Genomic DNA, 18,861 nt, shown 5'->3' with positions numbered 1-18,861 from the left:
CTCAGCGGTGCCCGGCGAGCCGGAGCAGCGCGACCCACTGGTGCGCGGGCAGGGCGAGCGCCGCGCGGTCGGGGTGCGTGGAGTCGCGCAGTCCGACCGTCCCCGGCGTGCCCAGGACGGCCTCGACGCAGTCGCCGTTGCCGCCACCGCTGTAGCTCGACTTCCGCCACCGACCGGGTTCGTGTCCCAGCCCTCTCACGGGCACTCCTGTCCGCTCTGTCCCCGCTGGTTGTCGCTACGCACTCGGCGGCCTCGATTCTCTCAGTTCCACCATTGGTCGCTCCTGTTTCCCGAGCAGTTCTGAAAGTGCGATCGGGTCCGGATCCGGTTCAGTTATGTATTCGGTTGGTGACAGGGGCCGACTTGTACATGCCCACTGGAGTGGTGTTCATGTTGTCTGGGCCAGGCCGTTCTCCGGATGGCCCGGAAAAAGACGCGGATGATATGCCGGTAAGCGGTTCTGCTTCGGTTTCGCGGGTGCCGTGCCCGTGCGGCGCCCGCCGGGGCGCCGCCGCCGTGGTCCCCTCCCTGGCTGGCGCTCAAAGCCCGTGCCCGTGGGCTTTGCGGGCTCTGCTCCGTTCGGAGGGCCGGAGCGGCCGCCTCCTGGGAAGGGGTCGGGGACAGCGGCCGGAGAGGGGTCGCGGGGCGAAGAGGCGATTACCGTGCCCCCCGGTCCACGGAAAAGCACGTGCGGAAAAAGGGTGGGTTTCGGCGGTCCGCGGCTCTGATCCCTTTTCGTTTCCATTGCGGCTCGGGGTCAGGATGTTGCGCCCGGGGCGGCCCGCTTCGAGGTCGTCCCGTGCGCTTCGGGGGAAGCGGGTGCCTCGGTGCGGACGCAATTCCGTCCCCGGTGTTATGGCCGCGGAAATGGCGCCGGGGCCCGCCCGCGTGGAACCCCGTGCCGCGCCGTCGGCGGGCGGCGGACCCGCCCCGCGGGGCCGGGGCGGCGTCCGCGAGGCGGGGAGCGCCCCTGCGGTGTGCGGTGACCGGCGCGAACACTGCCTAACATGCTGGACATGCGCATTCTCGTGGTCGAGGACGACGACCGGGTCGCCCGCGGACTGGTGACCGCCCTGCGGGCGGCGTCCTTCGACGTCCAGAGGGTCGCCACCGCCGAACGGGCCCTGACCGCCCCGCCCGCCGACGTCGTCCTCCTCGACCTCGGCCTTCCCGACGCCGACGGCATCGACCTGCTCCGCAAGCTCCGCGACCGTCCGCAGACCGCCATCATCGCCGTCACGGCCCGCAGCGAGGAGCGCGACCGCGTGCGCGGCCTGCGGGCCGGAGCCGACGACTACGTGGTCAAGCCCTTCGGCGTCGCCGAACTCCTCGCCCGCATCGACGCGGTCCTGCGCCGCACCCGCGCCGCGCGGGCCGAGGTCGCGGAGGAGGAGCCCGTGGTCAGGGTCGGTGAGCTCACCGTGGACCCGGGCTCCCGCGCGGCCAGCGTCGGCGGCGCCGAACTCCAGCTGACCCGCAAGGAGTTCGACCTGCTCGCCCTCCTGGCCTCCCGTTCCCCGTCGGTGGTCGCCCGGGACCAGATCCTCGACCAGGTGTGGGGCACGGCCTGGGAGGCCTCCTCCCGGACCCTGGACACCCACATCGGCTCGCTGCGGGCCAAGCTCGGCCGGGCCGTGCGGATCCGCACCGTGCGCGGTGTCGGCTACCTCCTCGACCGGGCCTGAGCACGTGCTCCGCAGACTGCTCACCATCCTGTTGCCCGCCGCGTTCGTCCTGGTCGCCTCGGCGGTCGTCCCCCTGGGGACGGTCATCGCCCAGCAGCTGACCCAGCAGGTCTACGTCGACCGCCTCGGGGACGCGGGCCGCTTCGCCGCCCTGGCCCGCACCGCGCTGGAGGCCGACCGCCCCGAGGCGCTCCTCCAGGAGATGGCCCGTTACGAGGCGCTCTACGGCATCCCGGTGGTCGTGGTCGCCCCCGACGGGGAGATCATCGCCGGGTCCGGCAGTACGGCGCACCAGCGCGACGTGCTCGCGGAACTGGACGCGCCGGAGGCGCTCACCGTCGCCCTGGCCGGGGAGCGCCCGGCCCCTCCGACCACCGTCTGGCCCTGGGAGTCCGACCCCCTCGTGGTCGCCGAGCCCATCGGCCGCGACAGCGAGGTGACCGGGGCGGTCATCGTCGCCGCCCCCACCGACCGGCTCGGCGCCGACATCCTCGGCTCCTGGGGATGGCTCGCCCTGCTCAGCCTGGTGCCCCTGGCGCTCCTGGTGGCGGCCTCGCTGCCGCTGTCGCGCTGGGTCCTGCGCCCCATCGGCCGACTCGACGCCGCGACCACCGCCGTCGCCTCGGGTGACCTGGACGTTCGGGTGGACGCCGAGCAGGGGCCTCCGGAGCTGCGCCGCCTCACCGAGTCCTTCAACACGATGGTCGACGTGGTGCGCAGGGCCCTGGAGCGTCAGCGCTCCTTCGTCTCCGACGCCTCCCACCAGCTGCGCAACCCCCTGGCGAGCCTGCGCCTGGCGGTGGAGAACCTCGCGCCCCACCTCGGCTCAGAGGAGGCCCGGGAGGCGCACGCGGTGGCCGTGGACGAGACCACGGCCATGCACCGGATGCTCAACTCCCTCCTGGCCGCGACGCGCTTGGAGAGCGTCACCGGCACCGAGGCCGTGGACGTCCCCGAGCTGCTAGAGACCCGGGTGGAGCGCTGGCGCGCCCTGGGCCAGGCCCGGGGGATCACCGTGACCGTGCACGTCCCCGCCGGTCTGCGGGTCTGCGCCCCGGCCGGGGGACTGGGCAGCATCCTCGACGAACTGGTGAGCAACGCCCTGCGCCTGTCCGGGGGGACCCGGGTGCAGGTGCGGGGCTCGGCGGGCGACCCCGCGCGGATCAGCGTGCTCGATGACGGGGAGGGGCTCCCGGAGGAGGAGCGCGGCGCGGCCCTGGACCGCTTCTGGCGCTCTCCCCGCCACCAGAACACCGAGGGGACCGGTATGGGGCTGGCGATCGTCTCCGACCTGGTCCGCGAGGCCGGAGGGGAACTGGCACTGGGCGGGGGCCTGCCCGGCGAGCGGCCGGGCTTCGGCGTGACCATCACGCTGCCGTCCGCGGACTGAACCCTCGGCGGGCGGGTCTCAGGAGGGCTTGTTGTCCCGGTACCAGCGCGCGGCGCCGGGGTGGAGGGGGACCACGCCGGTCGAGATGCCGGTGCGCACGTTGATCTGCGCCGCCTCGGGGCGGGATTCGGCGATCCGCGCGGCGCCGGTGTAGACGGTGTCGGCGACGGCGTAGGCCAGGTCGTCCGGCAGGTCGGCCGCGCACAGCAGCAGGTTGGGGATGGACATGGTGGGGCAGGCGGGCACGCCCTCGTAGGTGGTCGCCGGGATGGTGGCCGGGAAGTACCTCTCGGGGTGGGCCTCGGCCATGGCGGACGCGACGTCCCCGAGGTCGACCAGGCGCGTCACGTGCTCGCGGGCCAGGTCGGCGACCGCGGGCGTGGGCAGCCCGGTCAGGGAGAACATCGCGTCGATCTCCCCCCGGGACAGGGCGTCGGCGGAGGCCGCCTGGTCCAGGCGCACAGCCTCCATGGCCAGTCCGGTCTCCTCGACGGCCCGCGCCACGGTGAACTCGGTGCCGGAGTTGACCGCGCCCACCGAGACGCGGCGGCCCTCCAGGTCGGACAGGGAGCGCACGGGGGAGGCGTCCAGGACCATGAGGTGCAGGAAGCTGTCGTAGAGGCGCCCGATCGCGCGGAAGGGACCGGCGTCGCTCACCTCGTAGGCCAGGACCGCGTCGAGGCTGGTCAGGCCCAGGTGGGCCTCGCCCGAGTCGATGAGCAGCAGGTTGTCGTGCGAGGCGCCGGTCTCGACGGTCTCCACCCGGATGTCGGGGAACCGGGCGTCCAGCAGGCCCGCGATCTCCGAGCCGATCTCCCGGTAGACGGCCCCGGCCGGGCCCGTGGCCACGACGAGCGACGCCGGGGCGGGGGAGGGGTCGCGCCACGCGCAGCCGCCCAGCGCGACCGCGGCGAACACGCCGGCGGTTCCCCTCAGGGCGGCGCGCCGGTTCGGTCCATGCATACCCGCAGCTTAGGCGAGGAAAGACGGCGGTTCAGGCCCCCAGTGCACACCCTGCGCATGATCACCGTGTGTACCAGGGAGCCGACCCACGGTTCCGCAATGTCAGAGGAATCTCAAATCTTCGTTGAGACCTTGGGCACGCGAGAAGGAGACCCACACCATCGCTGTATCAATTCGGGGTAATCGGGGAGAAACCCGACGGTAAGGCCAGCGTCACTTCCCGGCGACCCACAACAGGAGGATTCCATGGCGTCCGAGAAGGGTGTCGACGCGCCCGACACCGCATCCCCCACGCAGGACGGCAGAACCGCCAGGGGCACCTCGCCCTCGCGCGTGATCGGCCTGATCGCGGGCCCGCTGGTCGGGCTCCTGGTCTACTTCCTCATGCCGGACATGCCGATGCCCGTCGTCGACGGCGAGGACGGCGAGACGGTCCTGTCGGCCAACGGCCGCGCGGTGGCCGCGGTGACCGCCTTCATCGCCATCTGGTGGGCCACCGAGGCGATCCCGATCCCGGTCGCCTCGCTGCTGCCGCTGGTGCTCTTCCCCCTCCTGCTGGAGGGCACCCCCATCGGGGACGTCGCCTCCTCCTACGGGTCGGACACCATCTTCCTGTTCATGGGCGGCTTCATGCTCGCCCTGGCGATGCAGAAGTGGAACCTGCACAAGCGGATCGCCCTGGTCATCGTCTCCAAGGTCGGCTCCAACACCGCGGGGCTGATCGGCGGCTTCATGATCGCCACCGGGTTCATCACGATGTGGGTGTCCAACACCGCCACCGCCGTGATGATGCTGCCCGTGGGCCTGTCGGTGGTCGCGCTGATCACCCAGTTCCGCGACGGCAGGACCGACGCGAACTTCGCCACCGCGCTCATGCTCGGCATCGCCTACTCGTCCTCGATCGGCTCGGTGGCCACCATCATCGGCACGCCGCCCAACGTGCTGATGGTCGGCTACCTCGCCGACGCCCACGACATCCACATCGGCTTCGGCGAGTGGATGATGGTCGGCCTGCCGCTGGCCGCCGTCTTCCTGCTCATCGCCTGGTTCGTGCTGATCAAGGTCTTCCCGCCGCAGGTCAAGAAGGTGGAGGGCGCCCAGGGCCTCATCCGCTCCGAGCTCGCCGAGATGGGCCCGATGGCGCGCGGCGAGAAGCTCGTGCTCGCGGTCTTCGCCTTCGCGGCGCTCTCCTGGATCTTCGTCCCGGTCCTGGCCGACAACTTCCTGCCGTGGCTGTCCAGCGTCAGCGACGCCGGGATCGCGATGACCGTGGCGGTCCTGCTGTTCCTGATCCCGGTCGGGCGCGGCAACCGCCTGCTGGACTGGGAGACCGCCGTGCAGCTGCCGTGGGGCGTCCTGCTCCTGTTCGGCGGCGGCCTGGCCATCTCGGGGCAGTTCACCGCCTCCGGCCTCAGCACCTGGATCGGCGGCCAGGTCGCCGTCCTGGAGGGTGTGCCCACCTGGGTGCTGATCCTGGTCGCGGCCGGGCTGGTCCTCTTCCTGACGGAGCTCACCAGCAACACCGCCACCGCGGCCACCTTCCTGCCCATCCTCGGCGGCGTCGCGGTGGGCATGCAGATCGACATCCTGTCCCTGGTGATCCCGGTGGCCCTGGCCGCGACGATGGCCTTCATGCTCCCGGTGGCCACACCGCCGAACGCGATCGTCTTCGGCTCCGGCCACGTGCGGATCGGCCAGATGATGCGCGGCGGCGTGTGGCTCAATCTCATCGCGCTGTTCCTGATCCTGGCCGCGATGTACACCGTGGTGACCTGGTTCCTGGGAGTCAGCGTGTAGGACCACCACGCGTCGCGGGCGGCCCCCTGTGGTTCCGGGGGCCGCCCGCTTCCACGTTGCCGGGCGGCCCGCGAGGCGGGCCCCGCCGCGGGGCCCGCGCCCGTGCCACACGGCGGCGGCCCGCCTCCCCGCTCGGGGGAGACGGGCCGCCGCCGTCGTCTCTACTCGGAGTCCGCGCCCGCCGTGCTCTGGCGCTCCAGCTTCCGGTAGTGCCTCGACCTCGCGCCCAGGATCACCGCGGCCAGCAGGGTCGCGATGGCGGAGGCCACCAGCACACCCGTCTTGGCGTGGGCCAGGTGCCCCGGATCGTCGGCGAACGTCAGCTCGCTGATCAGCAGCGACACGGTGAACCCGATACCGGCCAGCTGCGACATGCCGACGATGTCGATCCACTTCAGGCTGGGGTTGAGCTCGGCCCTGGTGACCTTGGTGGTCACCCACGCGCCGCCCGCGATGCCGATCACCTTGCCGAGGATGAGCCCGGCGATGATGCCCAGCGCCGCCGTGTCGGTGAGGACCTCGCCGACGCCGTCGAAGACCACGCCCGCCGAGAAGAAGGCGAAGATCGGCAGGGCCAGTCCCGCGGACCAGGGGCGCAGCAGCTGCTCCACGCCGTGGCTCGGGTCGTGGTGCTCGCCGGGCAGCTTGTTGGTGCGCATCAGCAGACCCATGGCCACACCCGCGATGGTCGCGTGCACGCCGCTCTCGTGGACCAGGACCCAGATCACCAGGGCCAGGGGCACGTAGACCAGCCAGTTGGGCACCACCGACGCGTTGAGCCTTGCGGCCAGACCCTTGCCGCGCTGGAGGTACCAGAAGAGCGCCAGGCCCACCACGGCCACCGCCAGGGGCAGGAAGCTGATGTCCGCGGTGTAGAAGACCGCGATGACGATGATCGCGCCGAGGTCGTCCACGATCGCCAGCGTCAGGAGGAAGGTCCGCAGCGCGGTCGGCAGCCCCCGGCCGATCACCGCGAGGATCGCGAGGGCGAACGCGATGTCGGTCGCCATCGGGATGCCCCACCCGTGGAGGGTCTCGGGCGAGGTGAAGTTGATCGCGGCGTAGATGGCGGCGGGCACGACCATGCCGCAGACAGCCGCGACGATCGGCAGCATGGCCCGCCGGGGGTTGCGCAGCTCCCCGTGGACGAACTCCTGCTTGAGCTCGTTGCCGACGACGAAGAAGAAGACCGCGAGGAGGCCGTCGGCGGCCCAGGTCTCCAGGGACAGGTTCAGGTGCAGCGACTCGGGCCCGAACGTGATCGCCCGCAGGTTCTCGTAGACCTCGCCGAAGGGCGAGTTGATCCAGACGAGAGCGAGGACCGCGGCTCCGATCAGCAGGAAACCGCCGACGCTGTCGCTGCGCAGGGTGTCGGCCAACCGTGAGAGCGGGCCGTGGCGCTCGGAGCGCAGAATCGGGTCGATGCTCATGTGCAACTTTCCGGGCGTACGACTGACAGGGACTCGCCGACCAGTCTTCCCGGCACACCTAGGCGCGGGCGCGCGCCTCGCCCATGCTGGCGGAAGATGGGATGAATGTCCAGCCCAGGGGCCATGTGTCCGTTCCGGGGGGAGGAGGCCGCTGAGGGGAGAACGGTGAGGGGGCGGCCGACGCCGCCCCCTCGTGTCGTACGTCCGGAGGGGTCGTGCGTCAGCCCTTCTCGGCGGCGGCCAGGTGCCTCTCCTCGGCGTTGGAGGCCCGCCCGGCCAGTGCCACGGCGACAATGGACACCACCGCGGTGAGGACCAGGTAGACCGCGATCGGGACCCACGAGTTGTCGAACCGCGACAGCAGCCAGGTGGCGATCAGCGGGGCGGTGCCGCCCGCGGCCGCCGCGCCGATCTGGTAGCCCAGGGTGACGCCCGTGTAGCGCACCCGGGTGGAGAAGATCTCCGAGCACAGGGTGCCGATGGTGGCGGTGACCGGCGCCCACAGGACGCCCAGCCCGATCACCGTCGCCAGGACCAGCATCAGCGTGCTGCCGGTACCCAGCATGAGGAAGTAGGGCGCGATGAACAGGGCCAGCAGCACCGCGCCGACCAGGTACACCCGCTGCTTGCCGAAGGTGTCCGACAGGCGTCCGGCGATCGGGATGCACACGGTGGCCACGATCGCCCCGACGGTCACGGCGTTGAGAGCGGAGGTGTTGTCGAAGGACAGCGTGCCCGTCGCGTAGCTCACCACGAAGGTGCCGAAGATGTAGAAGGGGGCGGTCTCCACGACCTTGGCTCCGACGGCGACCAGCACGGCACGCCAGTGGAACCGGAAGGTCTCCACCACCGGCAGTTTGGCGACCTCGCCCTCCTCCTTGGCCTTCTTGAACGAGGGGGTCTCGTCGATCCCCGAGCGGATCCACAACCCCAGCAGCACCAGCAGGACGCTGCCGACGAACGGCACGCGCCAGCCCCACGTCGCGAACTGGTCGTCGGGCAGCAGCGACATCAGGGTCAGCACCAGGCTGGCCAGCAGCATGCCCGAGGTGATGCCCATCTGCGGCACGCTGCCGAAGAGGCCGCGCCGGTTCTCGGGTGCGTACTCGTAGGCGAGCAGCAGGGCGCCGCCCCACTCGCCGCCGATGCCCAGGCCCTGGACGATCCGCAGCACGATGAGCAGGATCGGGGCGAGGATCCCGACGCTGTCGTAGGTCGGCAGCAGGCCGATGAGCATGGTCGCGCCGCCCATGAGGGTCAGCGTGATGATCAGGGTCTTCTTGCGGCCGATCCGGTCACCGATGTGGGAGAAGACCACGCCGCCCAGCGGACGGATGAAGAACGTCAGCGAGAAGGTCAGGTACGACAGCATCAGCGAGACGAACGGGTCGTCCGAGGGGAAGAACAGCTCGTCGAAGACGAGGGCGGCGGCGGTGCCGTAGAGGAAGAAGTCGAACCACTCGATCGTGCTTCCGGTCAGGCTGGCGATGAGGACCTTGGCCCTCGGCGGCCGAGCCTGTGGGGTGTCCACACTCATGTGCAGGGCTCCTGGTGGGGTGTCGGGGATCGCGCGGGCCGAGGGGCGTGGCCTGCGTACATTGCCGGGAGCCTAGACGCGGGTGGCGTGCGCCACCGTTGTGCGAACGGACGACATGGGCGGCGGCGCGGTGTCGCTTCGGACAATCCGGCCCCGCCGGGGCGCGTCGGCCGGGTGGCCGTGACCGGCCGGAGACCTGGCGGGAGCCGTACCGCGACCATGGAGGGAACGGCCGGTGTCCCGGGGGGGGGACCGGCGCGACGCCGACGGGAGGCGCACGGTGACCGCGCCGGGGCGGAGCGCCGCCGCCGGGGGGACGCCGCGGCGGCGGCGCGCGGCCCGCGGCTCACGCCCGCAGCGTGAGCGTGGCCAGGAGCCTCTGGTCGGCGTCGTCCAGGTCGAGTCCGGTGAGTTCGCGGATCCGCCTGATCCGGTGCCGCAGCGTGTTGGGGTGCACGTGCAGCCGCTCCGCCGCCCCGGACACGTCGCCGAAGGCGTCCAGGTAGGCGGACAGGGAGCGGCGCTGCTCGTCGTCGAGGGCGTCGAGCCGGTCGTCGCGCAGCCCGGGACGGTCGGCCAGGGCGTCGAACAGCTCGCGCAGCACCACCGAGGAACGGACCTCCTCGAACGCGGTCACCAGCCGCTCGGGACGGTCCGCGACCACCTCCAGGGCGCGGCTGGCGACCTTCTTCAGCGACGGCACCGCGCGCATCCTGGGCGCCACGCCCGCCACCGCCGCCTGGACGGGCGTGCCCAGGTTCTCGCGCAGCACCGACACCAGCTCCCGCGTCCACGCGGTGGGCGCCTGCCCGGAGGGCGCGGGGACCAGCACGTACAGCAGGCCGCAGGCCGGGATGACCAGGGCCTCGCGGCGGTAGGCCGCCGCGTACACCGACGTGATCTCCGCGGCCTGGTCCAGCCGCCAGGGCGGGTCGACCGCACCCTCCCGCAGGGCGAGCGCGACCACCGCCACCGGCGTCGTGGGGTCGGCGCCCAGGTGGCGGGCGAGGGCGTCGGTGTCGAAGGCGCCGGTGAGCAGGCCCACGGCCAGCCCCTCGGTGTCGTGCCCGGTGCTGCGCGCCTCGCTGTGGGCGCGCATGACGTGCAGCGCGGCCAGGCGCGCGGCGCCGCGCAGCACCTGTGGACTGGTCTCCGCGAGGGGCCTGCCGCCCACCTGCACCCAGATGGTGCCGAGCGCGCGCTCGCCCGCCTGTATCCCCACCACCAGGCGGCGTGCGGCGCCCAGGTCGGGGCGTTCGGCGACCTCGACCACCTCGCCGTCCCGTATCCGCTCGTTGACGCCCCACTCGCGCAGGTGCGCCAGGAACGACTCCGGGCAGCCGCGCCCGAGGATGGTCTGCCTGCGCAGCTCGTCGGCGCCCTCGCTGGAGGCGGAGTAGGCCAGGACCTGTCCGGCGGCGTCCTCGATGCTGACGATGCCGCCGGTCAGGGTCGCGACGGTCTGGGCCAGGGAGAACAGGTCGCCGTGGCCGGTCCCGGTGGCGGCCGCCTCCAGGACCGATCGGGCCAGGGCGGCGAACTCGTCGGCGCCCACGGCGGGGTCCACGGAGAGCACGGGCAGGCCCAGACCGCGCAGCCCGTCGGCGTCCCCGTCTACGGCCGCCACGGCGCTGGCGGCCAGCTGCCCGGGACGCGCGGCCAGGGCGGTGGCCTCCCCCGGCGGGACGACGACCAGCGCACCGGCGGGCACGGGCGCGCCGTCCCCGGCCACGACCACCGAGCGGACCACGCCCCCGAGCCCCCGGGGCGCGGCGGCGAGTCCGTGGACGGCCTTGTCCAGTGCCTTCAGCAGGGCCTTGACGGTCAGGCCGGTCTCGCTCACGGTCGCACTCCGGGGGTCTTCTCGCACGGGTAGGACCATTGTGCGCCTTCCTCCGGAGTGCCGGACGCCGCGGACCCGTGCCCGCTCCCAGCCCGCGAACGGAAAGGCCCCGGGGCCCGTCAGGGCGCCGGGACCACGGCTCGGGGCCTTCAGGACTTGCGGTTCTCGCCCAGTTCCTCCTCGATGGGGTTGACCGGGCGGCTGTCCTTCATCGACTCGGCCATGCCGGGCTTCGTGTGCTCCCTGCGCAGCTGCGCGCGGGCGGACTCGGTGTGCGAGTCCGTCTCGGAGCGGGGCAGGGGCACCGAGCGCAGCACCTCGTTGGGCTCGTTGTACTGGGCGGGCGGCATCGCCCGCAGGGCGCTGAGCAGCTCCTCGTCGGCGCCCGCGTCCAGGGCGTGCGTCACGATCCGGTCCTTGTCCGCGGGGAAGTCCACTTCCCCCAGGACGTCCTTCAGCCCCTCGATGCCACGCTTGACGCTCATCGTCAGTCCCTCCGACTCGTGCGAGGGCCGGACGTCTCCGCCCCGGTCACCGGGGGCGTGCCGCCCGACCTGCGAGGACACTGGAGGCGCCTACCCGGTCGGAGGGGGCCCAATCGTCGCGGGGCGGCGCCGCCGGGCCCCGCGCGGCGTCCGGCGGGGCGCCGCGGCCCCAGGTCACCACGGTGCGAAACCCCGAGCGGGGGCGTCTCGCACCGCAGCGACCGCGCGTCGACCGCCGCGGGCGGCCGGGGACGTCCGCGGCGGAGGGCCTCAGCCCTGGTCCGCGGCCGTTCCCCCGGCGGGGCGCAGCAGCGGCATGACCTTCTCACCGAACGCCGCGAGGTCGGCGTGGTAGTCCGGGAAGATCAGCATCAGGCCGTCGAGCTCGGCGTACTCCACGATCTCGCGGATGCGTCCGGCCACCGTCTCCGGGGACCCGGTCACGAACGGCGTCTGGAACGCCTCGTCCTCGGGCCGCTCGGAGGTCAGCGACAGGGCCTTGTCCAGGGGCAGGCCCCAGGACCGCTTCATGTTGACCAGCGCGTCGATGTCCGCGCCGCGCCCGTACTCCAGCCGCCGCTCCTCGGCCGCGGCGTCGGTGTCGTCCATGACGACGGTGAGCATCGAGTACGTCTTGATGCTGCGCCCCTCCTTCTGGGCGCGCTCCTTGACGTCGCGGCTGGCGTCGCGCAGGCCGGGCAGGTCCTCCGCGGTCAGGAACGAGCCGTCGCAGTTGCGCGCCTGGAAGTTCAGGCCGGTGTCGGAGCGGCCCGCGCTGATCAGGGTCGGCGCCGGGGTGGGGTGCGGCCGCGAGCGGCAGTCGTCGAGCTTGAAGAACTCGCCGTCGTGGGTGACCGAGTCCTCGGTCCACAGCCGCTTGAGGACGCTGGTCCACTCCTCGGTGTACCGGTAGCGGTCACCGTGGCCGATGTCCTCGCGCCACAGGCCCATCTGGGCGAACTCGTCCACGTAGGAGCCCACCACGATGTTCATCCCGGCGCGTCCGCCGCTGATGTCCTGGAGGGTGGTGTACATCTTGGCGGCGAGGGCCGGGTGGAACAGGTTCGTGTGGACGGTCGCCCACACCTTGACGTGCTCGGTGGCCTCCGCGAGCCCCGACATCATCGTGATCGACTCCAGGGTGCGCCCCCAGTGGTCGGTCGCGCCGTCGTAGCCGCGCCACTTGCCCATGGACATGACGAAGTCGAGTCCGTAGGCGTCGGCGAGGACCGCGGCCTTCTTGTTGTACTCGTACGTCGCCTCGGGGTGCGGTGCGGTCTCCGAGACGATCCACCCCCCGTTGCCGATGGGCAGGAAGATGCCGTACTCGGTTTCGGCGGCCTGCGGCCCGCCTTCTGCTGCCATCCTTGGCTCCTCATTCACTCTCGGGCGCCGCTCACTGCGGTCGCCCGTGTGCAGCACGGTCTGTGCGCCGCGCCCAGGCGCTCTGGGCGCTCGGTGCGCGGCGCCGGTCCGCGCTGTCCTGCTGTGTGGGCTGTGCCCGGTCCTACTCGGACGGCCAGGACACCTCGGTCGCCACGTGCACGGCCTCCAGGTAGCGGGGGTCGAACAGGGGCTCCACGTCGGGCAGCTCGTCCAGCTGGCCGTTGTCGATGAGGGTCTGGCCCTCGGCCTCGGTGAGGCTCAGGTCGATGTAGCCCGGGGTGGAGTCGTCGGGCGTGGAGGCGGTCACCAGCTCCTGCTCGGAGTTCCAGATGCGCAGGTTGTGCTCGGTGTCGTATCCGGCCTCGGCCAGCTCGGCGGCGTAGCCGACGCACTCCTCGCCGTTCTCCTGGCAGTAGTCGAAGGCCTTCGCGATCGCGCGCAGGTAGTCCTCGACGACCGTCGGGTTCTCCTCGGCCCACGTGGGGTTGGTGGCCATCACGCCGAACGAGCCCACGACCCCGTAGTTCTCGGGGAGCCACTCGTTGTACTCCTCGCCCATGTCGGACAGGAGGAAGGGCTCGTTGGAGCGGAAGGCGGTGAGGCCCTGCACCTGGTCGCGCGGCAGCACGCTGGGGTCGTAGCCGACCTCGACGATCTCGACGGAGTCCATGTCCACCCCGTCGGCGACGAGCATCGCCTCCAGCGGCGCGGGGAGCAGGCCCTTGTGACCGATGGTCTGCCCCTCCAGGTCCTTGAGCTCCTCGACGCCGGTGCCGGTGAGCAGGCTGGCGATCGGGACGTGCCCGTAGGTGGAGACGCCGATGACCTCGTGCCCGGCGGCGTTGGCCTGCAGGACCTCGGCCTCGTTGCCCAGGGAGGTGAAGTGGGCGGTGCCGGCCGACACGAGCTGGGAGTTGCCGATGGTGTCACCGCTGCCGGGCTGGATCTCCACGTCCAGGCAGACGGCCTCGAAGTAGCCGAGGGCGTCCGCAGCGATGGCCTCCAGGATGCTCACCGAGGCCTGGTACTGGTAACCGGTGATGTAGGTGACCGTACCGGCGTCGCGGTTGGTCTGGCAGCGCTCCTCGTCGATGACGGTGGCTACCTGTTGGTCCTCCTCGGCCGCATCCCCTCCGCTGCACGCGGCGGTGAGGAGGAGGACCGATGCCGCGGCGGCCGCCGCGAGGGAGCGTCGGCGCCGGGGACTGGGGCGGTGGGGCGGATTGGTCATGGGGGTTCCTTAGGAGCTGGTGCGCTGCTGGGACTCGTGCCAGAACAGCAGTCTGCGTTCGAGGACGGTGATGAGTGCGAGCATCAGCACGCCCATGACGGCCAGACAGGCGACGGCCGCGTAGACGTACTCCAACCGGGCGGTCGCGGCCGAGTTGCGGATCATCGTGCCGAGCCCGCTTGAGGATCCGGCGGCGACGAACTCCGCGACCACGGCGCCCACGATGGACAGGGGGAACACCACCCGCAGAGCGGCGAGGGTGTAGGGGAGGCTGCTGGGGATACGCAGCCGGAGCAGCACCTCCAGGCGGGAGGCGTGCAGGGTGGAGAAGACGTGCAGGACGGGCCGGGAGACCGACCGCAGCCCCGTGGTCACGTTGATGAGGACCGGGAAGAACGTGATGATCGCGGTGACGATGACCTTGGGGGTCATGCCGAAGCCGAACGCCACCACCAGGGCGGGGGCGATCGCGATGACCGGGGTCACGTTCAGGACGACGGCGAGCGGCATGACCGCGCGCCGCAGCAGCGGGATCTCCGACATCAGCAGGGCCAGGACGAACGCGGTGCCCGCGCCGAAGGCCACGCCCGTCAGGGCGATGCTGAGGGTGGCCCAGGCGTTGTTCAAGAACAGCAGCGGGTCCTCGACCAGGATCCCCCTGACCTCCGCCAGCGGAGGCAGGAGGTAGGGCTGGTCCTCGGCGGTCGCCGACCAGGCGAAGCCGACGATCACTACCGCCACGGCGGTGGGCAGCCACACGCTGAGCCTGAGGCCGAGGCGGCGCCGGCGCGCGGCACCGCGCTTCGGGGAGGCCTCGCCCTCGGGGCGGGGCCGGACGGGTGTGCTGGTGGCCATGGTCTCTCCTCCTCTCACAGCGGAACGAGGTCGTCGGGGGCGGCTCCGGCCTCCCAGGCGGACTGGAGGGACGCGCGGACGCGGTCCTCCAGGGCGTGCATGTGCGGTCCGGTCACCACGGCCCTGTCGCGGGGGCGGGGCAGGTCGACGGGCAGCACCTCGTGCACCCGGCCGGGCCGGGCCGACATCACGACGATGCGGTCGGAGAGCGTGACGGCCTCGCGCACCGAGTGGGTGACGAACACGACCGTCGTGGACATGCCCTCCCACAGGTTCAGGAGCTGGAGCTGGAGCGCCTCGCGCGTGAACTCGTCCAGCGCGGAGAACGGCTCGTCCATCAGGAGCAGGTCGGGCCGCAGACCGAAGGCGCGGGCGATCGCCACGCGCTGCTGCATGCCGCCGGACAGCTCGTGGGGGTACTTGCGGGCGGAGTCGTCTAGGCCGACCATGCGCAGCAGCTGGTCCGGGTCCTCGCTGCCCCTGCCCGCCCGGCGGTTGACCCGCGAGGGCAGGGAGATGTTGCGCCGCACGTTCAGCCACGGCAGCAGGGCGGGGGTCTGCGGGACCAGGCCCACGGCCTTGGCCTCGCACATGCGCTTGGGCGTGGAGCCGAAGACGGTGACGTCGCCGCTGTCGTGGCCCTCCAGCCCGGCGATCACCCGCAGCAGGGTGGACTTGCCGCAGCCGCTGGGGCCGATGAGGCTGACGAACTCGCCGCGGGGGATGTCCAGGTCGATGCGGTCGAGCGCGGGCCGGTGCGGGTCACCGCCCTCGTAGGTCTTGCTGAGTCCGCGTACCTCGATACGGTCGTCGCTCACGCGGCGTCCCGCCCTCGGTACGCGTGTTCGGTGCGCCGGGCCGCGGGCCCGGGGCCCGTCTCCGGCCGTGCTGGACGTGCCATACCTTCTCCTCGGATTGTGTGATCGGATGATTGCACAACGTGTCCTGGCGGTGAATGGGTGCTGGAGGGGTGAAAACGGGCGCGCAGGTCACGGGGGTGTGGCGTCATCGACCGAGGAGGGGGCCGGGCGGCACGGAGCCGGAGCGGGGTGCGAAGTGCGGCGGGAGCGACGCGGAGCGCGTGGCGGAGCCGCTGGGGGAGGCGGCGGTGTACGGGCCGGCAGTGCTTGCCGTGACGGCAGTGCTTGTGATGACGACCGCATGGGGAAGGCCCATGGGACACCCTCCAGATGGCTGGCTTCGGGCATGGGTGCCCGAGGACCTTCGATGGAGAGCGGGTGGAAGCAAGCATGGCGACGGCCCGCGGGAGTCTTGACGTGTCAAACGTTAGGGATTGCTGATTAACGCGTTATGAAGTGTTGATCACATACTGATATCGAGTGCCCGAATCCTGAGACGGTCGTCAACGAGGGCGACCGCGATCCGGTGCGAGGCGAAGGCCACGGGCAGCCACGCGCCGCGCCCGAAGAGCTTGGCGAGGGGCTCGCCCAGCACCACGAGCGGACGTGCGTCCGGGAAGTGCTGGTCCCGCAGCCAGGCCAGCTTGAAGGCGTCAGCGATGACCTTGTTGCGCTGGGCCGACTTCATCGGCCCGTGCAGGGGGGAGAACTGGGCGAGGACGGTCGGCCGACCGCCGTCGGCGCAGTCGACCCCGACCCGGGTCCCGTCCGCGAGGGTGAACTCCCGGGGGGCGAGCTCGACCCCCAGGTACGCCGAGAGCGCCCTGGTGAGCTCGGGATTACCCTCCCGGGTCGATCGGATTATGTCCCCCGATGACGGACTTCTCGCTGAATGCCCCATAGCAAGGAAACTTTAGTGCACATGGGCCCCAGTGGCATCGCGCCTGTCTCGGTGCGCCCCAGGTCGGAGTGAGTATCGGCTCTGTGACCTGCGGTTTTGCGGGAAGCTCCCGTGTCGTGCTTCACATCGGTCTTTCCCGGATCGAACTCGTGACCGAAGTCCCGTTTCGGTAGGCCCTCCCGGTGCGCCCGGCGTCCGCGCGCCGTCCCCGGGCAGTGCGGACCTGAACGTATCCCCTGGTCGAAGCGGGTTCGGGAGAGAAATGTCGCGGTAATTGCGCGGGAGAACGCGGTTCGACAACTCCAGTTCGCAGTGCGCGGGTCCGCACAGCGGACCGATGTCAGCCGTTGTTCACCCGATGATGATATGCGCGGGACCGCGATTTTCGCGGCGCGCCGAGTTCCGGACCGTTCCTGTGGTCGGCCGGGGGTTGCGGGCGACGGCCGTGTTCACCGAGGCCGTCCCGGGGCAGGCGGGGATGACAGGAGTCGTACGAGGAGCACGAGGAGGCGGCGGTGGAGATCGTCCGTGCCGAGCACGTGGCTCGGCTGCTGAGTACGGAGGGCGGCGACCCGGTGCTGGTCGTCCACGAGGGCCGGGCCGACGTCGTCGAGGAGGCCGACCTCGACGATCCGCGCTACGCGGGGGCGCTGCGCGTCATCGGCCGCGCCGACCTGCTGTTGGAGCGCGGCGGCGCGCGGCCGGGTCCGGAGGAGACCGAGGCCCTCGCACGGCGGCTCGACACCGCGGTGCGGGGCCTCGGAGGCTGACGAAGGGGACCGGCGGACATCCGCCGGTCCCCTGCCGTGCCCCCGGGCGGCGGACCGCCGTGCCCCCGGGCGGCGGGCCCCGTCGCGGAGCCCTGCTTTCGTCGTGTGCCCGTGTCCGGTGGGGCGAAGCTCCCTAACCGGCCGCCTTGGGGTCGTAGGTCTCACCGGTCACCGGGTTGGTGGCCAGGCCGCTGGCCGGGTCGTAGTCCACGTCCATGCCCAGGTCCGAGTCGTGGTAGAGCCCGGTCTCGGGGTTGCGGGGCAGGCCCACCTCGGGGTCGATCTCCCAGCCGGTGACCGGGTCCACGGTCGGCACGGCGGTCTCGGAGGGCGCCTCGGACGGCTCCGCGGACGTCTCGGAGGAGGGGCCGGTCCCGGCGTCGGCCTCGGTGTTGGTCTCCGGTTCGGGCTCGGACTCCTCCCTCGGCGTCTCCTGCTCGCTGACGATCTCGCTCTGGGCGGGCTGCGCGCCCGCGCCGCCCTGCGGGTCGAGCACGCCCCAGCTCACCAGGGCCAGGACGAGGATGCCCAGGCCGACGCGGTAGTAGACGAAGGGCATGAAGCTGTGCGTGGAGATGAAGCGCATCAGCCAGGCGATGACCACGAAGCCGACGACGCCCGCGATGAGCGTGCCCACGATGGTGGCGCCCCACCCGGCGTACTCGTTCTCACCGATGTCGGTCAGCTTGTACAGGCCCGAAGCGAAGACGGCGGGCAGCGCCAGCAGGAAGGCGTACTCGGCCGCGTCCGCGCGCTTGAAGCCGAGCAGCATCCCGCCGGTGACGGTGCCGCCCGACCGGGAGACGCCCGGGACGAGGGCGAGCGCCTGGAACAGGCCGAAGGTCACGCCCCGGGAGACGTTGAGGTCCTCCAGGGTGCGGTGCTTGCGCGAGTACCGGTCGACGATGCCGAGGATGACGCCGAAGATGATGAGGTTCAGCGCGATCAGGCGCAGGTCGCGGAAGACGCTGTCGATCTGGTCTTCCAGGAGCAGGCCCAGGACCCCGATGGGGATGGAGCCGAGGATGACGTACCAGCCCATGCGCGCGTTGATGTCGCTGCGCAGTTCGCGGTTGACCAGCGACCTGGTCCACGTGGACAGGATCGCCCAGACCCTCTGGCGGAAGTAGATCACCACGGCCAGCTCGGTGCCGATCTGGCTGACGGCGGTGAAGGCGGCGCCGGGGTCGGGCCAGCCGAAGAGAGCCGACACCACGCGCAGGTGTCCGCTGGAGGAGATCGGGAGGAACTCGGTCAGTCCCTGGACCAGGCCAAGGATGACTGCTTCGAAGAGGGACACGGCAGAGTCTGCTCCAGCTGCTTCGGTCGCCTTCCTCGGCGGGACACGGCGACGGTGGACAGGGCACGGCGGGGGCGCGCTCGGGGAAAAGGGGGTGGCCCACGAAGCTTACTTAGGTCTTCGGGTCGGCGTGGCATCACCGGGTGCGGAAACGGCGCTGTTGCGCCTCCACTTCCGGGCGGGTGCGAACACGCGTGCGGAGGCAGCGCGGGGCCGTCCGGTCGGCGGCCGCCGTGCGCACCGGATGGGGGAACCGCGCACGAGGTTGTCCGGCCCGCGGACGGTCCGGGCGGGTGTTCGGTGAAACCCGCTCCCTCCGCGGGGGACCACGGGTGGCGGAGGCGGCGACCTTTCCGGACGGGGCCGGGAAAACGGTCAATCCTTTGCCTCCCGGATGGATCGCCGTTGGGTGCCGTTCACATGCGCGC

Annotated in this window: 16 protein-coding genes; 4 read left to right on the top strand and 12 right to left on the bottom strand. The window is 71.7% G+C overall.

Annotation, left to right across the window (positions count from 1 at the left end; genetic code table 11):
• Position 1 precedes the first annotated feature (1 nt).
• Positions 2-199, bottom strand: a complete 198-nt coding sequence (locus tag ACSTA4_RS27860) for a DUF397 domain-containing protein (protein WP_212642341.1) — start codon at positions 197-199, stop codon at positions 2-4.
• Positions 200-1,007: 808 nt separating this feature from the next.
• Here ACSTA4_RS27860 and ACSTA4_RS27855 point away from each other — a divergent pair.
• Entirely contained in the window at positions 1,008-1,685 is a 678-nt protein-coding gene (locus tag ACSTA4_RS27855) for a response regulator transcription factor (RefSeq protein WP_444961660.1), read from the top strand.
• A 4-nt stretch (positions 1,686-1,689) separates the two neighbouring features.
• Complete coding sequence (locus ACSTA4_RS27850; protein WP_444961659.1) at positions 1,690-3,075, top strand: ATP-binding protein; 1,386 nt, start codon at positions 1,690-1,692, stop codon at positions 3,073-3,075.
• An 18-nt stretch (positions 3,076-3,093) separates the two neighbouring features.
• On the opposite strand, the gene ACSTA4_RS27845 is transcribed toward ACSTA4_RS27850, so the two are convergent.
• A complete protein-coding gene (locus ACSTA4_RS27845) occupies positions 3,094-4,038 on the bottom strand; it encodes a TAXI family TRAP transporter solute-binding subunit (protein ID WP_444961658.1) in 945 nt (314 codons plus the stop codon).
• Between the two features lie 246 nt (positions 4,039-4,284).
• On the opposite strand from ACSTA4_RS27845, the gene ACSTA4_RS27840 reads away from it, so the two are divergent.
• The gene (locus ACSTA4_RS27840) at positions 4,285-5,835 is read left to right on the top strand and encodes an SLC13 family permease (RefSeq protein ID WP_444961657.1); all 1,551 of its coding nucleotides are present in this window, start codon (positions 4,285-4,287) and stop codon (positions 5,833-5,835) included.
• A gap of 161 nt (positions 5,836-5,996) precedes the next feature.
• Here the strand turns inward: ACSTA4_RS27840 and nhaA are convergent, their stop codons facing one another.
• The 9 genes from nhaA to ACSTA4_RS27795 form a co-directional block, all read right to left on the bottom strand.
• On the bottom strand, positions 5,997-7,265 hold the full coding sequence (gene nhaA / locus ACSTA4_RS27835) for a Na+/H+ antiporter NhaA (protein ID WP_444961656.1): 1,269 nt from the start codon (positions 7,263-7,265) through the stop codon (positions 5,997-5,999).
• Positions 7,266-7,485: 220 nt separating this feature from the next.
• The gene (locus ACSTA4_RS27830) at positions 7,486-8,802 is read right to left on the bottom strand and encodes an MFS transporter (RefSeq protein WP_444961655.1); all 1,317 of its coding nucleotides are present in this window, start codon (positions 8,800-8,802) and stop codon (positions 7,486-7,488) included.
• A gap of 346 nt (positions 8,803-9,148) precedes the next feature.
• The gene (locus ACSTA4_RS27825; protein WP_444961654.1) at positions 9,149-10,645 is read right to left on the bottom strand and encodes a PucR family transcriptional regulator; all 1,497 of its coding nucleotides are present in this window, start codon (positions 10,643-10,645) and stop codon (positions 9,149-9,151) included.
• Positions 10,646-10,794: 149 nt separating this feature from the next.
• Complete coding sequence (locus tag ACSTA4_RS27820) at positions 10,795-11,130, bottom strand: DUF2795 domain-containing protein (RefSeq protein ID WP_444961653.1); 336 nt, start codon at positions 11,128-11,130, stop codon at positions 10,795-10,797.
• A 270-nt stretch (positions 11,131-11,400) separates the two neighbouring features.
• Positions 11,401-12,495: an LLM class flavin-dependent oxidoreductase gene (locus ACSTA4_RS27815; RefSeq protein WP_212642350.1), complete on the bottom strand. Its 1,095-nt coding sequence runs from the start codon at positions 12,493-12,495 to the stop codon at positions 11,401-11,403.
• Positions 12,496-12,637: 142 nt separating this feature from the next.
• Complete coding sequence (locus tag ACSTA4_RS27810) at positions 12,638-13,747, bottom strand: ABC transporter substrate-binding protein (protein ID WP_444961652.1); 1,110 nt, start codon at positions 13,745-13,747, stop codon at positions 12,638-12,640.
• A 9-nt stretch (positions 13,748-13,756) separates the two neighbouring features.
• On the bottom strand, positions 13,757-14,602 hold the full coding sequence (locus ACSTA4_RS27805) for an ABC transporter permease (RefSeq protein WP_444961651.1): 846 nt from the start codon (positions 14,600-14,602) through the stop codon (positions 13,757-13,759).
• A 14-nt stretch (positions 14,603-14,616) separates the two neighbouring features.
• Positions 14,617-15,420: an ABC transporter ATP-binding protein gene (locus ACSTA4_RS27800; protein WP_444961650.1), complete on the bottom strand. Its 804-nt coding sequence runs from the start codon at positions 15,418-15,420 to the stop codon at positions 14,617-14,619.
• Positions 15,421-15,925: 505 nt separating this feature from the next.
• Complete coding sequence (locus ACSTA4_RS27795; protein ID WP_444961649.1) at positions 15,926-16,363, bottom strand: hypothetical protein; 438 nt, start codon at positions 16,361-16,363, stop codon at positions 15,926-15,928.
• 515 nt (positions 16,364-16,878) lie between these two features.
• On the opposite strand from ACSTA4_RS27795, the gene ACSTA4_RS27790 reads away from it, so the two are divergent.
• The gene (locus ACSTA4_RS27790) at positions 16,879-17,133 is read left to right on the top strand and encodes a hypothetical protein (protein WP_444961648.1); all 255 of its coding nucleotides are present in this window, start codon (positions 16,879-16,881) and stop codon (positions 17,131-17,133) included.
• Positions 17,134-17,266: 133 nt separating this feature from the next.
• Here the strand turns inward: ACSTA4_RS27790 and ACSTA4_RS27785 are convergent, their stop codons facing one another.
• A complete protein-coding gene (locus tag ACSTA4_RS27785) occupies positions 17,267-18,433 on the bottom strand; it encodes an undecaprenyl-diphosphate phosphatase (protein WP_444961647.1) in 1,167 nt (388 codons plus the stop codon).
• Between the last annotated feature and the right edge of the window lie 428 nt (positions 18,434-18,861).

Source organism: Nocardiopsis sp. M1B1 (assembly GCF_052466615.1).
This window is presented reverse-complemented; position numbering and strand designations above follow the sequence as displayed.

Excerpts from the sequence above, each read along its gene's own strand:
- ACSTA4_RS27855 (WP_444961660.1), top strand. The coding sequence starts at position 1,008 with ATGCTGGACATGCGCATTCTCGTGGTCGAGGACGACGACCGGGTCGCC.
- ACSTA4_RS27845 (WP_444961658.1), bottom strand. The coding sequence starts at position 4,038 with ATGCATGGACCGAACCGGCGCGCCGCCCTGAGGGGAACCGCCGGCGTG.
- ACSTA4_RS27840 (WP_444961657.1), top strand. The coding sequence starts at position 4,285 with ATGGCGTCCGAGAAGGGTGTCGACGCGCCCGACACCGCATCCCCCACG.
- nhaA (WP_444961656.1), bottom strand. The coding sequence starts at position 7,265 with ATGAGCATCGACCCGATTCTGCGCTCCGAGCGCCACGGCCCGCTCTCA.
- ACSTA4_RS27830 (WP_444961655.1), bottom strand. The coding sequence starts at position 8,802 with ATGAGTGTGGACACCCCACAGGCTCGGCCGCCGAGGGCCAAGGTCCTC.
- ACSTA4_RS27820 (WP_444961653.1), bottom strand. The coding sequence starts at position 11,130 with ATGAGCGTCAAGCGTGGCATCGAGGGGCTGAAGGACGTCCTGGGGGAA.
- ACSTA4_RS27815 (WP_212642350.1), bottom strand. The coding sequence starts at position 12,495 with ATGGCAGCAGAAGGCGGGCCGCAGGCCGCCGAAACCGAGTACGGCATC.
- ACSTA4_RS27810 (WP_444961652.1), bottom strand. The coding sequence starts at position 13,747 with ATGACCAATCCGCCCCACCGCCCCAGTCCCCGGCGCCGACGCTCCCTC.
- ACSTA4_RS27805 (WP_444961651.1), bottom strand. The coding sequence starts at position 14,602 with ATGGCCACCAGCACACCCGTCCGGCCCCGCCCCGAGGGCGAGGCCTCC.
- ACSTA4_RS27795 (WP_444961649.1), bottom strand. The coding sequence starts at position 16,363 with ATGGGGCATTCAGCGAGAAGTCCGTCATCGGGGGACATAATCCGATCG.